The organism is Caballeronia sp. LjRoot31, assembly GCF_964253885.1.
Classification (GTDB): domain Bacteria; phylum Pseudomonadota; class Gammaproteobacteria; order Burkholderiales; family Burkholderiaceae; genus Caballeronia.
Map to the genome: position 1 here is coordinate 1,888,484 of NZ_CAXURX020000003.1, position 15,287 is coordinate 1,903,770.

Annotated in this window: 13 protein-coding genes; 5 read left to right on the forward strand and 8 right to left on the reverse strand. The window is 63.2% G+C overall.

What is annotated here, in order from left to right; all coding sequences use genetic code 11:
• Window positions 1-11: 11 nt before the first annotated feature.
• The 7 genes from ACSQ8V_RS37175 to ACSQ8V_RS37205 all read right to left on the reverse strand — a co-directional run bounded on the left by ACSQ8V_RS37175 (window position 12) and on the right by ACSQ8V_RS37205 (window position 7,925).
• Entirely contained in the window at window positions 12-806 is a 795-nt protein-coding gene (locus tag ACSQ8V_RS37175) for an enoyl-CoA hydratase-related protein (RefSeq protein ID WP_436209143.1), read from the reverse strand.
• Complete coding sequence (locus ACSQ8V_RS37180) at window positions 806-1,951, reverse strand: CaiB/BaiF CoA transferase family protein (RefSeq protein ID WP_436209144.1); 1,146 nt, start codon at window positions 1,949-1,951, stop codon at window positions 806-808. The genes ACSQ8V_RS37175 and ACSQ8V_RS37180 overlap by 1 nt, the downstream gene beginning before the upstream one ends.
• A gap of 113 nt (window positions 1,952-2,064) precedes the next feature.
• Window positions 2,065-2,895 (reverse strand): alpha/beta fold hydrolase, encoded by an 831-nt coding sequence (locus ACSQ8V_RS37185; RefSeq protein ID WP_436209145.1) that lies wholly within the window; start codon window positions 2,893-2,895, stop codon window positions 2,065-2,067.
• A complete protein-coding gene (locus ACSQ8V_RS37190) occupies window positions 2,892-4,289 on the reverse strand; it encodes an FAD-dependent oxidoreductase (RefSeq protein ID WP_436209146.1) in 1,398 nt (465 codons plus the stop codon). The genes ACSQ8V_RS37185 and ACSQ8V_RS37190 overlap by 4 nt, the downstream gene beginning before the upstream one ends.
• On the reverse strand, window positions 4,286-5,722 hold the full coding sequence (locus tag ACSQ8V_RS37195; protein WP_436209147.1) for an FAD-dependent oxidoreductase: 1,437 nt from the start codon (window positions 5,720-5,722) through the stop codon (window positions 4,286-4,288). The genes ACSQ8V_RS37190 and ACSQ8V_RS37195 overlap by 4 nt, the downstream gene beginning before the upstream one ends.
• Window positions 5,719-6,702, reverse strand: coding sequence for a tripartite tricarboxylate transporter substrate binding protein (locus ACSQ8V_RS37200; protein ID WP_436209148.1), 984 nt, complete (start codon window positions 6,700-6,702; stop codon window positions 5,719-5,721). Before ACSQ8V_RS37200 ends, ACSQ8V_RS37195 begins: the two co-directional genes overlap by 4 nt.
• 41 nt (window positions 6,703-6,743) lie before the next feature.
• Window positions 6,744-7,925 carry an acyl-CoA dehydrogenase family protein gene (locus ACSQ8V_RS37205; RefSeq protein ID WP_436209149.1) on the reverse strand — a complete coding sequence of 394 codons (1,182 nt, stop codon included), beginning with the start codon at window positions 7,923-7,925 and terminating at the stop codon, window positions 6,744-6,746.
• 529 nt (window positions 7,926-8,454) lie between these two features.
• On the opposite strand from ACSQ8V_RS37205, the gene ACSQ8V_RS37210 reads away from it, so the two are divergent.
• From ACSQ8V_RS37210 to ACSQ8V_RS37230, 5 genes are read left to right on the forward strand one after another with little or no spacing between them, the layout of a single operon-like run.
• Window positions 8,455-8,679 carry a hypothetical protein gene (locus ACSQ8V_RS37210; RefSeq protein WP_436209150.1) on the forward strand — a complete coding sequence of 75 codons (225 nt, stop codon included), beginning with the start codon at window positions 8,455-8,457 and terminating at the stop codon, window positions 8,677-8,679.
• Window positions 8,676-10,409 carry an ABC transporter ATP-binding protein gene (locus ACSQ8V_RS37215; RefSeq protein ID WP_436209151.1) on the forward strand — a complete coding sequence of 578 codons (1,734 nt, stop codon included), beginning with the start codon at window positions 8,676-8,678 and terminating at the stop codon, window positions 10,407-10,409. Before ACSQ8V_RS37210 ends, ACSQ8V_RS37215 begins: the two co-directional genes overlap by 4 nt.
• Window positions 10,348-12,066 carry an ABC transporter substrate-binding protein gene (locus ACSQ8V_RS37220; RefSeq protein ID WP_436209152.1) on the forward strand — a complete coding sequence of 573 codons (1,719 nt, stop codon included), beginning with the start codon at window positions 10,348-10,350 and terminating at the stop codon, window positions 12,064-12,066. Before ACSQ8V_RS37215 ends, ACSQ8V_RS37220 begins: the two co-directional genes overlap by 62 nt.
• Before the next feature lie 5 nt (window positions 12,067-12,071).
• A complete protein-coding gene (locus ACSQ8V_RS37225) occupies window positions 12,072-13,067 on the forward strand; it encodes an ABC transporter permease (protein ID WP_436209153.1) in 996 nt (331 codons plus the stop codon).
• The gene (locus tag ACSQ8V_RS37230) at window positions 13,064-13,936 is read left to right on the forward strand and encodes an ABC transporter permease (RefSeq protein ID WP_436209154.1); all 873 of its coding nucleotides are present in this window, start codon (window positions 13,064-13,066) and stop codon (window positions 13,934-13,936) included. The genes ACSQ8V_RS37225 and ACSQ8V_RS37230 overlap by 4 nt, the downstream gene beginning before the upstream one ends.
• 90 nt (window positions 13,937-14,026) lie before the next feature.
• On the opposite strand, the gene ACSQ8V_RS37235 is transcribed toward ACSQ8V_RS37230, so the two are convergent.
• On the reverse strand, window positions 14,027-15,286 hold the full coding sequence (locus tag ACSQ8V_RS37235) for an SfnB family sulfur acquisition oxidoreductase (protein ID WP_436209155.1): 1,260 nt from the start codon (window positions 15,284-15,286) through the stop codon (window positions 14,027-14,029).
• Window position 15,287: the final 1 nt, after the last annotated feature.

The window sequence follows — 15,287 nt, forward strand, 5'->3', positions numbered from 1 at the left end:
GGCCCGACTACCTATCGGCCGACGAACTTCGGCGGACGCTTCTCGTTGAATGCCGCTATGCCTTCCCGCCGATCCTCCGTCGGGATCATGCGTTCGTAAGCCTGCACTTCCAGCACCAGCCCGCTGCGCAAGTCGCCTTGCAGGCCGTAGTGAATCGCCTTCTTCGCCTGTTGCACTGATATTGGCGCATTCGATGCGATCTTCGCGGCCGTGGCGAGCGCGGCGGGCAGCACCTCGTGGGGCGCGTGCACCGCGTTCACCATGCCCCAGTCAAACGCCTGCTGCGCGCTGAATGGCGTACCGGACAGGATGATCTCCTTCGCGCGGCGTTCGCCCATGGCGCGCGGCAGATTCTGCGTGCCGCCGGCGCCAGGCATGATGCCAAGCGTGACTTCCGTGAGCGCAAACCGTGCTTCGGCCGAGGCGTAGATGAAATCGCACGCCAACGCCAGTTCGCAGCCGCCGGCATAGGCCGCTCCGTTCACGGCCGCGATCACCGGAACCGTGCAGTCCATGATCGCGTAATACGCTTCCTCGAAGATCGCGTGTTGCAGGCGCCAGTCGTGATCGCTCATGCCACGCCGCTCTTTGAGGTCCCCGCCGGAACAGAACGCCTGTACGCCGGACCCGGTGACCACGATGCCGCGCCAGTCGCCCGGCGTGAACTTCAACGGCAGGAACAGCTCGCGCAGTTCCCTGCCCATCTGCGTGTTGAGGGCGTTGCGCACGTGCGGGCGGTTCAGCGTGACCTGTATGACGCCCGGGGAGACTTCATCGACCAGCAAGGTTTCGTAGCGGCTGCTCATTACGAAGGCTCCGGTTGCGTCAGCTCGAAGAAGGTACCGTTGTCCGCGCCGAGAGCCGGCGGCGTGGAGCGGAATGGCAGGCGTTCGCCATCGAAGCGCAGCGGCAGGCTCATCAGCGACATGGAACCGTCGGGCAGCGGCCGGACCATATCCAGCGCCCGCGTCTGCGGATGCGCCAGGACTTCGCTGACCGACTGCAGCACCGTTGCCGGCACGCCGGCCGCATCGAGCCGCGTCACCCATTCATCAGCGCTACGCGTCAGCACGATTGCGTCGATCAGTGCATTGAGCACCTCGCGATGTTCGACCCGTGCCGCGTTGGTCGCAAAGCGGGGATCGGTGGCCCAGTCGGGCCGGTCGAGCACGCCGCACAGCCGCCGGAACAGCGCGTCGTTGCCTGCGGCGATGATCAGATAGCAGTCCGCCGCCAGATACGCTTTATACGGAACGATCATCGCCGCCTCGGAGCCCGTGCGCTGCGGGTCTTTTCCCGACGCGAGCGCGAGTGCGACCGGCACGGTCATCCACGAGAGCGCCGTCTCCAGCAGCGAGGTATCGACCGTGCAGCCCTCGCCGGTACGATGGCGCCGTTCCAGCGCCGCCATCACGCCGATCACCGTCCACAGTCCCGCGCCCATGTCCACAATGGAAGGCCCCACCCGAACCGGCGCGCGGCCCGCCTCGCCGGTCACGCTCATGATCCCGCCGAACGCCTGCATCAGCGGGTCATAGCCGGGCTTGTCGGCCATCGGGCTGCCTGCGCCGTACGCGCCAAGATTGCAGTAGACAAGACGTGGATTGAGTTGGCGCAACGTGTCGTCGAGTCCAAGCCGTTTGACCAGCCCCGGGCGCATGTTCTGGATCACCACGTCGGCTTCATCCACGATGAAAGCGCGCAGCCGTTCACATTCGACTGGGTCCTTGAGGTCGAGCGCCACGGAGAGTTTGTTGCGGTTGAGGCTTTGGAATGTCGCCGATGCGCCGTGCCAGAACGGCGGTCCCCACGAACGGGCGTCGTCTCCGCCAGCGGGGTTCTCGACCTTGACGACGCGCGCTCCCAGATCTCCGAATATCTGACCGGCAAAGGGCGCCGCGACGCTATGGCCCATTTCGACCAGGGTGATGCCTGCGAGAGGGAGATCCATGAGCAGTCCCGGAAGTCGAGGTTTCAAAAAGTCTATGCAAGAAGGATAGCACTGTCAATGAAACGTTTCACGCCAAAAAAGACAGATGAAATCCGGCAAGGATGACCACACAGTCAAGCGACGAAACCCGAGCCGGTCAGGAAGTTCTCGACCACCGCATTGAACACATCGGTTTTGTCGATATTCGACAGATGCCCGGCGCGCGGAATATCGACGAAATGACTGCCCGCGATCAAGCGCTGCATCGCAACGCTTTCGGCTGAGGGAATCAGGATGTCCTCGGTCCCGCTCACGATCAGCGTCGGGGTGCGGATCGACGCGAGCGCCGGCGTCCGGTCCGGACGCTGTGCCATGCCCCGGATGAACGAGGTGAGTCCCGGGATGCTTTGCCGCAGGGTGATCGAGCGCGCGAAGGTCTTCGCGTCTTCGGAGCAATCGGGGCCGAAAGGCCGCTCCCCGAAACTGTCGACGACAGCTTGCGGGCCGCGCCGCTCGACTTCGAGCGCCAGCGCCTCGCGTTGCGCGCGCCCTTGCTCTGAGTCAGCGCCGGCGCGTGTGTTGGCGAGAATCAGTCCGGATACCCGGTCCGGATAACGTAAAACCAGCGAAAGCGCGACGTAGCCGCCAAGCGAAATGCCGCCGATCACCGCCTTTTGCACGCCGAGATGGTCCATCAGATCCACGATGTCGTCGGCGTGGGTATCCATTGTCACCACGGCGGCGTGCGTGCCGTTCGCGTGCCCCGAGCCGCCCGCGCCCCGCAGATCGGGCGCGATGACTCGGCGCTGCGTACCGAGCGCGCGAATCTGCGGCGACCAGAGCGTGCCGTCCTCCGCGAACGCATGCAGCAGCACCAGCGCCGGTCCCGTTCCTTCGTCGATGTATCGAACGGTCCGCTCGCCTGAGCGATGATCCCGCGCGCCGAGCGCGCCTTGCGCGATCATGATGCCAACGCGGCGCGCGCGGCGACGCGGCCGAAGATCGCCGCCTTGCCGTTGGCCGTGCCTGTCATGTAGGCCTTGCCATGAAATCCGCCCATCACCCCTCCCGCTGCAAACAAGCGTTCTATCGGCGCGCCGAATACGTCCTGCACCCGGGCCGAGGCGTCGACGCTCAGGCCGCAATACGTGGCGAGTACGACGCTTGTACTGACGAATGCGTAGAACGGCGCGGTTTCGATGCGCACGAGCGCGCCGTAGTGGTTGCACAAGCCGTCGCGGCCGAATGCCGGATCGCGCCCGCTCGCGACAAAACAGTTGTACTCGGCGACAGTCGCGGCAAGCTGTGGCGGATCCAGGCCGAGCCGTTGCGCCAGTTCGTCGAGCGTCGGCGCCGTGATGACGCGTCCGGCGGCAAGGTCCGCCGCAAAATCCATCGATGGAATGCCGGGGCGGCCCCGTTCAAAAATCGCTTGGTCGAAGATCTGGTAGCCGCGGCAATCCGTCTGGCGCAGGCAGGCATCGCCTATCAGCTTGTAGGAGAGCGATTCATCGACAAAGCGCCGGGCCTCGGCGTTGACCACGATACCGCCCGCATACATGGGGAACAGCAGGAAATGGTCTTCCGCTCCGGCGCTGACATGGCTCCCGAAGGTGCCCTTGATATAGGCCATGTCGCGAAACGCGGCGCCTTCCCGCCACGCCATCAGGAGGCCGTCGCCCGTGTTGCCGGGGCCGCCCATGCGTTGCGCGCCAGCCTGCCCGGGCGCGAACAGCGTCAGCAGCATCTCGTTGCGCGAAAATCCGCCGGTCGTCAACACCACGCCGTGGCGCGCCCTGACCTGTTCCACACCGCTCGCTGTTCGCGCGTTTACGCCTTCGATCTCGCCATCGGCACCGGATCTGATCAATCGCAGCGCGCGGGCGGATAAGCGGGTCTGGACGCGGCCGGTTTCATGCGCACGCGCCGCGATCACCGACAACACCTGGAGCGGATTGCGCGAATGGCCGCGCGGCACCGACTGCCCCGACGCCACGAATACCTGTTCGAAGCGCACGCCGCGCTCGGCCAGCCACGCGTAGGTATCGAGTTGCAGGTCGACGTAGACTTGCACCAGCGCCGCGTCGTTCTCATAGCCGCCGACACGGCGAAGGTCATCGAACAGCAACTGCGGGGAGTCCTCAATGCCCAGGCGGCGCTGCAATTCCGTGCCCGCGAAGGCGAACGAACCGCCGCTGAGAATGGTCGCGCCGCCGATCTTGTGTTCCCGTTCGAGCAACAGCACCGAGGCGCCTGTTTCAGCCGCTTCGAGCGCGGCGCAATAGCCCGCGAGCCCGCCGCCCACCACGATGAGGTCGGCCTCCCGGGGAAGCGCAGCATCGCTCATGCCGAAGCTCATGCCGACGCTCCTGCGCGCTCCCGAGCGACACCCAGTGCGCCGCGCGCCGCGAGCCGGCCGAAGATCGCCGCCTTGCCAAGCGACGAGCCCGTCATGTACGCGTTGCCGTGCAGGCCGCCCACGACTTCTCCCGCTGCATAAAGCCCGGCGATGGGTGTGTCGTAGACATCGCACACCCGCATGCCGGGATCGACCGCGACGCCGCAATACGTCGCCACGATCACGCTCTTCGATGGATATCCGTAGAACGGCGGCGCGTCGATCCGTTCCAGCTTTCCATAGCCATTGCTGAGGGCGGAACGCCCGAACGTGCGGTCGCTGCCCGCTTCCACGTAGGCGTTATAGGCGTCGACCGTTTTTGTCAGGCCGGCTTCGTCGATGCCGAGCCGCGCGGCCAGTTCGCGCAGCGTCGGCGCGCTTACCACCTGGCCGAGCGCAAACTTCGCCTGGAACGCCATGGTCGGAATGTCGGGCTGGCCGCGCTCGAAGATGCGCTGGTCGAATATCTGGAAGCCGGTCGCGTCGGGCTGTTGCAGCACCGCGTCGCCGATGAGCTTGTACGACTTCGATTCGTCGATGAATCGCTCTCCCTGTGCGTTCACCGCAATCGCGCCGACGTAGATCGGCAGCATGAGCGCATGTTCACCGGGTTTCGCCCCGGGATAACCCCCGAAGGTGCCCTTGATGTAGCCCATGTCGCGCATGCCGGCGCCGAGGCGCCAGGCCATGCGCAAGCCATCGCCGACGTTGCCCGGACCGCCCGCTCGCATGGCGCCGGCCTGGGTGGGCGCGAACAGCTTCAGCAGGTCGTCGTTTCGGGAAAAGCCGCCGCTTGCAAGGATTACGCCGCGCAGCGCGCGGATCGCGCGTTGCCGGCCCTCCACGTCCACCACGACGCCCTCGACGGGCCCGTCGCTACTCGTGCGCACCAGCCGCCGCACGGCGGCGCGAGTGCGCGTCGAGACCCGTCCGGAGGCTTGCGCCGCTGCGGCGAGCGTCTCGAGCACGACACGCGGATTGCGGGAATGGGCGCGCGGCACCGAATGACCCGCCGCGAGAAACACCTTTTCGAACACGACACCGTGTTCGGCCAGCCAGTGATAGGTGTCCAGCTGATTGTCGACATACACGCGCACCAGGCGCTCTTCATTGCCGAAACCGCCCACCCGGCGCAGGTCGTCGAACAGCATCGCAACCGAATCCTCGATGCCGTTGCTGCGCTGCAGTTCCGTGCCGGCGAAGGCGAACGAACCGCCGCTCAGGACCGTCGAGCCACCTATTTCCGGCTGCTTTTCGAGCAGCAGCGCCTCGACACCCTGCGCCGCCAACTCCAGGGCCGCGCAGTGTCCAGCCAAACCGCCGCCGATCACGACCACCTCCGCTTCCTCGTCCCACGACGGCTCCGCGTTCTGCCCGAGTGTGTCTGTCATCATTGCGCCTGTAAGTTGATTGATCGAATCACCGTGCGCCACTTGGCAATCTCGGCGGCAATGAACACGGCGAACTGCTGGGGCGAACCGCCCAGCATCTCGGTGCCGGGCAGCTTGGCTTGCACATCCGGCATCGCGAGTATCTGGTTCACGTCCGCGTTGATCTTCGCGACGATATCCGGCGGCGTATTGGCCGGCGCCGCAATGCCGAACCAGGCGCCGAACTCGAACCCGGGGATGCCTAGCTCGGTCATGGTCGGCACGTCCGGCAACAGCGGCGAACGCTTCTTGCTCGTCACCGCCAGCGCGCGGACCTTGCCCGCCTTGATCTGCGGATACTCGAACGGGATGTTGTCGAACATCACCTGCACGGTGCCGCCGATCAGGTCGATAACCGCCTGCGAGCTTCCCCGGTACGGAACGTGGGTCATCTGAATGCCCTCGACCGACTTGAACAACTCACCCTGCAAGTGCGTTGACGTGCCAATGCCGGTCGACCCATAGCTGAGTTGTCCAGGTTTCGACTTCGCCAGCGCGACCAGTTCGGCCACGCTCTTGACCGGCAACGACGGCGTGACGAGCAACAGGTTGGGAGTCGATACCATCAGGACCACGGGCGTGAAATCCTTCACCGCGTCGAAGGGAATGTCCTTGTAGAGGGTCGGATTGATGCCGTGCGTGGCATTGGTCGCGAGAAACAGCGTGTAGCCGTCGGGCGCTGATTTCGCTACCACCTCGGCGCCGATGTTGCCGCCCGCGCCCGCGCGGTTATCCACGATCACCGCCTGTCCAAGCTTCTGGCCCAGTTTCTGCGCGACGACGCGTGCCAGCGTGTCGGTGAAACCGCCCGCAGCGAACGGTACGACCAGACGAATGGCGTGGTCGGGGTAAGCTGCAAAACTTGTCTCGCAAAGCACCGCGAGACCTATGCCTAGCCCTATTCCCAGCAGCCATCTCGTCAGTCTGAATCCGGACCTCGACATGGTGTCTCCCCCGTCAAGTCTTACTTGTGTTCCACTTGTTTTTAGTACGAACGTGGCATGCCGAGTACATGTTCCCCGAGATACGAGAGGATGAGATTGGTCGAGATCGGCGCGATCTGAAAAAGCCTCGTATCACGCCACTTGCGCTCGATATCGTATTCGCGCGCAAAGCCGAAACCGCCGTGGGTCTGCATCGCCGTGTCCCCTGCATGCCACGTGGCTTCCGAGGCAAGCAGCTTGGCCAGGTTCGCCTCCTCGCCGCACTCACGCCCGGCGCTGAACAACGCGGCGGCACTGCGGTTGACGAGATCGGCGGCCCGGGTTTCGGCATAGGCGCGCGCGATGGGAAATTGCACGCCCTGGTTTTGCCCGATCGGACGGCCAAATACCACGCGCTCGCTCGCATAGGCGGCCGCCTTGCGGATGAAGAAACGCGCGTCTCCGATCGCCTCCGACGCCACGAGTATGCGTTCCGCGTTCATGCCGTCGAGAATGTAGCGAAACCCGCGATTCTCCTCACCAATCAGGTTGTCGCTCGGGATCCGCAAGCCATCGAAAAAGAGTTCGGTGGTCTGGTGGTTGATCATTGCGTCGAGCATGCGGATCTCGAGTCCGTGGCCGACGGCTTCGCGCATGTCGATCAGGAATACCGACAGGCCGTCGGAGCGCTTCGTGACCTCTTCCAATGGCTTGGTTCGGGCCAGCAACAAGAGCAGATCGGACTGACGGGCGCGCGATATCCACACTTTCTGCCCGGTGATGACGTAGTGGTCACCATCGCGCACAGCACGAGTCCGGAGTTGCGTCGTGTCTGAGCCGGTGTTCGGCTCGGTCACGCCGAACGCTTGCAGGCGCAAGCGTCCAGCGGCAATCTCGGGCAGATACTTCTGTTTTTGCGCGGCGCTGCCGTGCCGCAGCAGCGTCCCCATGATGTACATCTGCGCGTGGCATGCTCCCGCACTGCACCCGCTCGCATGAATTTCTTCGAGAATCACCGCTGCCGCGCGCAGTGGCAACCCGGCGCCGCCGTATTCCTCAGGAATCAGGGCCGCCAGATAGCCGGCCTTGGTCAACGCCCCGACAAATTCGTCCGGATAAGCGGCCTTGTCTTCCAGAGCGCGCCAATAGTCACCGGGGAACCGCTTGCAGATTGCCTGGATAGCTGTACGGATCTCGGGAAAGTCGTCCCCAAGCTCCACCACCGTAGGATCTCGTTCGCTCATGAGAAAGCCCTTTCGCCTGGTTATGGCACCGCCGCGGATCAGATCTTTGAAACCCCGAATCACAGCACGCCCCGCAGCACGCCCTAATCTAGACAATGTCCCTGGCGTTGTCAATGAAACGTTTCATCGAAAGTTCCTTGCCAGGTGCCAGCAGGGCTTGCGATCGATCTCGCGGGCAACCGTGGGCTGGCGCGTCGCGACGCGTTAGAGCTGCACCGTTGCAATGTTCTTTGCTGCCAGATTCGTGCGCCGTCGAAAGCGCTGTTGCGCGGTATTGCTGCGCGCGCCGCACTTGGCGCTGGCCAACGTGATTCGGGAAGCAATTAGCCGCTGACCTGCGTGCGCCATCGCCACGGCCGTCGCATCGTGGGGTCACGTCGCTTTCGTGGAATGCAAATGTCAATTCGATGGTTAGCCAAAAAACGCAACCATGCCATCCTAGCGATCCTGCCTTGTCGCTCGCGCACTGCCCAATGCTGCAAGGCGATCGATCCTCTTTCATTTCCATTCGTCCGTCACATGGCCCTCCATGAGCCAGAACATCCCTCTGAGTGCTTTCATCGTGCATTTCTTCAGCCGTGACGGCTTCGACATCAACGTGGACAGGACTTGCAAAACGCCTTATCTGCTTAAGCGACGATTTTCGACAATCGAGCATCTCATCAATGAAAGAACCGAAGGGAACATGGTGATCGGCTATCCCGGCAGCGCGGCGCAGCTGCCAGAACAACGCACGGGCGCGCTGTCGAGATGAACCCGACAACTCCACTGCTCGAACTGAACAAGCTGGCCGTATCGTTCGGCGGACGTCCGGCGGTTCACCCCATCGACCTCTCCATTCAACATGGCGAAATGCTGGCGCTGGTCGGGGAATCGGGCAGCGGTAAATCGACCATCGCATTGGCTGCAATGGGACTTCTGCCGGCGCAAGCGCATGTAGAAGGATCGATACGCTTCGAAGGCCAGGCGTTGCTCACGCTGCGAGAACGGGAATGGAGCGCGTTGCGCGGCAATCGCATCGGCATGATTTTCCAGGAGCCGATGACGTCGCTCAACCCGCTTCAGCCGATCGGGCGGCAGGTCGCCGAAGCGCTGACGCTGCATCGGCCGATGTCGTTTTCAGCGGCGCGCAAGCAGGCGCTTGAGCTTCTGGATCTCGTGCGTCTGCCCGAGCCAGCACTGCGCTTCGATCAGTATCCGCATCAGCTTTCCGGCGGCCAGCGACAACGCGTGATGATCGCGATCGCGGTAGCGTGCCGCCCGAGCCTGCTGATCGCCGACGAGCCCACGACGGCGCTCGACGTCACCATCCAGGCGCAAATTCTAGAACTCATCGATCAGTTGCGACGCGAGTTGTCGATGGCGGTATTGCTGATCACGCACGACCTCGGTGTCGTCGCGCGCTGGGCAGACCGCGTGATCGTGATGAAGGACGGCACGAAGGTGGAGGAAGCCGACACTGCGACGTTGTTCGCGCATCCTGCGCAGCCGTACACGCGCGCGCTCCTTGGCGCGTCGCTGCACTTCGGCGCGGGACTGCATTATCGTGACGGCCGCCTGACGGAGACCATCAGCGAGCGGCTGACAGCCACAGAAGCCACAAACGCAATAGCGAGTACCGCCCCGCGCATCCTGCTTGAGGTAACCGGCTTGCAGGTCGACTATCCCAGCACGGGACACAATGTGCGCGCAGTCGACAGTGTTTCGTTCAACATTCGAGAAGGCGAGACGGTGGGACTCGTCGGAGAATCGGGCTGCGGAAAGTCATCGCTTTCCCGCGCGTTGACGCGACTCCTGGAACCGTCCGCGGGCAGCATCGTATTCGATGGCGACGACGTCACGCATCGCCGGCGCCGTGCATTGCGTCCCTACCGCAGACGCGTGCAGATGATCTTTCAGGACCCGTACGGCTCGCTCAATCCGCGCCACACCGTCGAACGAACGCTCGGCCTTGCCCTGGCGATTCATGGCGTGTCGCAACGACGCGAACGCGAAACAAAAATTCGCCGCATAGTAGATGCGGTTGGCCTGCCGGCTTCGGCACTGCAGCGCTATCCGCACGAATTTTCCGGCGGCCAGCGACAACGCATAGGCATTGCGCGAGCGCTTGTGCTCGAACCTGAACTGGTGATCTGCGATGAGCCGGTGTCGGCCCTCGATGTATCCATCCAGGCGCAAATTCTCGATCTCCTCGCCGACCTCAAGGCCGAACTCGGGCTCGCGCTGCTCTTCATCTCGCATGACCTTTCTGTTGTTCGCTATATCGCTGATCGCGTGCTCGTGATGCAAGCGGGACGTCTCGTCGAAACCGGCGATCACCGCTCGATCTGGACCTCGCCGCAACATCCCTACACGCGTGCCCTGATCGACGCCGTACCGTCGTCGCATGTGCCGTTGCCGTTCACCACAAGGAAAATCCATCGTGACATCCAAGCGCCCCAAGCCACTCCCGCCTTCGACCTCGACACTCCTGTTTCGCGATGATTCGCTAGGGGCGGCCGTGGCCGACCTCAAGCGGCGGCGCTTGCTCAAAGGCGCCGGCGCATTGCTCGCGGGCGCGGCAACACCGTTCATGTTCACCGGCGAAGCATGGGCGTTGACCGAACCGCTGTCGAACACCTTGCAGGGCGCCAAACGAGGCGGCACGTTGACCGCCGTCATTCATCCGGAACCGCCGACCCTCGCGTTCTTTGTGAATTCCGCCACCATGATTGGAGCGGTCGCGAGCAAGATATTCGATGGTCTTGTTGAATACGGCCCCGACCTGAAGCCGCGTCCGCAGTTGGCGGAAAGTTGGACGGTCTCGCCCGACAGCCTCACGTGGACCTTCAAGCTGCGTCAGAACGCGACCTGGCACGACGGCCAGCCGTTCACCGCCGCCGACGTGAAATTTTCCGCCGAAGAAGTCTGGCTCAAGATCAGCCCGGCATCGCGGCGTGTGCTGCAATACCTGACAAGAATCGACACGCCGGATGCGCATACGGTCGTTCTGCATTTATCGAAATCGACGCCTGCCACCTTCGGTATTCTCGATTCGCTCGGCACGCCGATCCTGCCGAAGCATCTCTACGAAAATACGGACATCCGCAACAATCCGTACAACAACAAACCGGTGGGGACCGGGCCGTTCGTATTCAAGGAATGGCTGCGCGGCGACCGTATCGTGCTGGATCGCAACGACAAGTACTGGGCGCCTGGTCAGCCGTATCTCGATCGCCTGACCTGGAAGATCACGCCCGACGTGTCGGGGCGAGCCACAGCGCTCGAGACGGGCGCCGCGCAATATGGCGAGCGCAACCCGGTGACGTTCGCGGACGCGGACCGGCTCGCCAAACTGCCCAACCTCGTGGTTTCGCAGGAAGGTTACAACGGCTACGCAGCGTGGCTATGGCTCGAACCAAACCTGCGGGACCCAATCCTTGCCAAGCTCGAAGTTCGTCAGGCCATCGCGCACGCGATCAACCGGGACGTCCTGGTGAAGACTGTGTGGGGTGGCTACGCCGTGCCCGCTACGGGCCCGGAATCGTCGCTGGTGAAGGCGTTCTACACGCCCGACACGCAGCAGTACCCGTACGACCCCAAACTCGCCGAAACCCTGCTCGACAAAGCGGGCTTCCCGAAGCAAGCGGATGGCTGGCGTTTCAAGCTCAATCACGATTTCATCCCGTATGGCGACGACTATCGTCGTACCGGTGAATTCGTGCGTCAGGCGCTGCGCCGGGTTGGCATCGACGTGACCTTGCGGGGACAGGATCTGCCGACCTGGATCAAGAACGTCTTCACGGACTACAACTTCCAGCTCATCAGCAGTTGGGGCACAGACGGCCTGGATCCGCAGATCGGCATAGAACAGCATTACTGGTCGAAGGCGGAAGCCAAAGGTACGCCCTGGTTCAACGCGTCCGGCTATGCAAGTCCCGAGATGGATCATGTGATCGAAGCGGCACAAACGGAAACCGATCCGGCCAAACGACGCGACCTGTACTTCCAGTTGCAAAAGATCGCTCAACGCGACCTGTCGCTCATCAACCTGTTCGAGTTCCGCTGGTTCGGCGTGTGGGCCAAAAACCTGCGCAATGTCACCGATACCGCCAGCCATTCGCGTGCCAACTTCGCGCAAGTCTGGTTCGACAAGGCGTAACAACCATGCTGCAACTGACATCTGGCATTAACGGAGGCAGGATCAGACGGCGCCTGATTCAACTGGTGCTGGTCCTGCTCGGCACCACGGTGCTCAACTTCGTGCTGCTCAAGCTGATGCCGGGTGATCTCGTCGATGTCATCGCGAGCGAAAGCGGCAACGTCTCGCCGGAGTACGTGGCCCAGCTTCGTGAGGCTTACGGGCTCAACCATAGTGTCGTGTGGCAGTTGCTGCATTACGTCGGGCATGCGCTACGGCTCGATCTCGGCTTTTCGTTTCGCTTCGGCGAACCGGTCGCGACGCTGATCTTTGAACGCTTGCCCGCCACGCTGGTATTGATCGGCACGTCACTGGTCATCTCGGTGCTGCTGGGCGTATTGCTGGGCGTGCTCGCCGCGCGCCGGCCGCATGGTTTCGTCGACACCTTCTTGTCAACGCTTGCAACCCTCGGCTATTCCGCGCCAATGTTCTGGACAGCGCTGATGCTCATCGTGGTGTTTGGCGTGCATCTCGAATGGTTCCCGATCGGCGGTATCGTCGATACCAACATCGCTCATCACGGCTTCGGGCTGCTGCTCGACCGGCTGCGCCACCTCGTGCTGCCTGCGGCCACCCTCGTGCTTTATTACGTCGCCGTCTTCGCACGACTGGCGCGCGCGTCGATGATCGAGACGCTGCAGGAAGATTTTATTCGCACCGCCCGCGCCAAGGGTGGACGGCCCTGGTACGTGGTGACGCACCACGCATTGCGTCATGCCATCCTGCCCGTTCTCACAATGCTGGGCCTGCAAAGCAGCGCGTTGCTCGGCGGCTCGATCATCGTGGAAACGGTGTTCGGCTGGCCGGGACTTGGGCAACTCTCGTTCGAAGCGATCAAGAGCCGGGACGTCAATCTGCTGGTCGGCGTGTTGCTGCTGTCGGCGGTTCTGGTGGTCGTGTTGAATCTGGTTGTCGACCTGCTTTATGGCTTGATCGATCCGCGTACGAGGCACCGGCAATGAAAAAATTCCTGCATTTTTTTAGTCAGCCGTCGGCGTTCTTCGGCGCACTTCTGCTCGTGCTGGCCTTGGGCGCGGCACTTTCGGCGAACTGGCTTTTTCCGGGCGATCCGCTGGATATGGTCGCCGCGCCCTACCAGTGGCCCGGCGCCGATAGTGCGTATCCGCTCGGCACGGACCTGATGGGACGTGACCTGCTGGCAGGGCTCTTTCATGGGGCACGTGTCTCGCTGTACGTGGGCGGATCGGTCGCAGTCATCGCACTTGTTTTAGGCATCCTGATTGGTGGCATCGCAGGTTTTTTCGGCGGTCTGATCGATCAGGTGCTCATGGCGTTCACCGAGTTCTTCCAGACCGTACCGCCCTTCCTGCTTGCCATCATTCTTGTCGCCATCTTGACGCCTTCACTGACCACCATCGTTTTTGCGCTCGGCGTGACGGCATGGCCCAGCATCGCGCGCCTGACGCGTGGTGAGTTTATTGTGTTGCGAGAGCGCGAGTTTGTCAGTGCGAGCGTCGCGATAGGCGCCAGCGATGCGCACCTGATTTTCATCGAAATCCTGCCCAACGCGATGACGCCCATTCTCGTCTCCACCGCCCTGCTGGTCGCCAATGCAATCCTGTCGGAAGCAGCGTTGTCGTTCCTCGGGCTCGGCGACCCGAATGTGGTGAGCTGGGGTTCGATGGTCGGCACGGGGCGCGAAGCGTTGCGCACTGCCTGGTACATGATCGCGGTGCCGGGCTCGGCGATTGCATTGACCGTGCTCGGACTCAACCTGCTGAGCGACGCACTGCATACCGCATTCAATCCGCGGCTGCGAAGAAAACGCAGCGCCGAAGTGGTGCCGGAGATGCAGGCGGGCGTTTCATGACTTGGGGAATAAGGCACGAAATTGCCGCTTGGTCCGTGTCCCGATTCAGCAACATCCTCGTGCCCCGGCATTCACTCGCCCACCCAACCATCAAAGCGCTCCATGCCGGGGCGGAAGCTTGTCGTTGAGATAGAAGTTACCCACGGCGTGATACTTCCAGCGCACCGGGTCATGCAGCGTATGGGTGCGCGCATTGCGCCAGAAGCGGTCAAGACCGAGGCTGTCGAGCGTAGCGGCCGTACCCGCGAGTTCGAACAGGCGCGAGCCGGCGTCGAGTGACGCGGTGGTCGTGAGCGCACGCGCCTCGGCCACCGCGACGGAGGCTTCTGCCACCGAGCGCTCGGTGGGATCGGCCTGCGCCGCGTCGACTGCCCGTCCTGCTCTACGCACCAGGGCCTCCGCTGCCCGAAGGCGCACCGCGAGATCGCCGACCTGGGCGATCGTCAGCGGGTCGTCACTGGCACGCGCGACCTTCGCATCGATCCACGGCCGCGAACGCTCGCGGATGAACGGCAACATCGCATTGAATGCGCCACGGGCCTGACCCAGATCGATGGCCGCGTGGATGATCTGCGCCAGCGGACCAATGGTGGTGGGGCGATCAAACGAGGTTTGGAACGGTATGACCCATTCCGGCTGCACCGCTACGTGTTCGAAGCGGACCGAGCCGCTGCCGGTCACCCGCTGGCCGAAGCCGTCCCAGTCGTCGGTGACGGTCACTCCCGGCGCTCCACGCGGCACGAACACCAGGTACGTCACGTCACGGCCATCATCGTCCGCCACGACCAGCGTGGGAATCCAGTGCGCATAGAGGGCGCCAGTGCAATAAAACTTCTGGCCGTCTATATGCCAGTCGCCCGGCGCGCGCGTGAGCCGAGTGCGGCGCTTGAAGTCCTTGTTGCCGATCTCGGCGAGCGCATTGCCAAAGCGTTCGCCCGCCAGGACACGCTCGTAAAAGAAGCGTCTTTGGGCGTGACTACCGCCCACGCGCAAGACTTCGAGCGCGTAGTAATGGTTTTGCGGAATCTGGCCGAGCGACCCGTCGGCTGCCGAGATGATCGCTGTCACCTCTGCCAGCACACCGTTGGTGACGCCTGCGCCGCCGTATGCGCGCGGTACGGTGATACCCCACAGGCCGCTCAGGACGAAGGCATCCAGCTCGGCCCATGGCAAGTGACGCTCGCGGTCACGCAGCGCCGCATTCGGCGCGAATTCAGCGGCGAGCCGTTGCGCGACCGCTAGCGCCTGCGCGTCGTCTTTTATCAGATCGGGTACGCGAGCCGGACGCGGGCTGGGGATCGGTCCTGCGAGCGCGGCGGCCGTGCTCCCCTCGGATACAAAAAAAGTCATG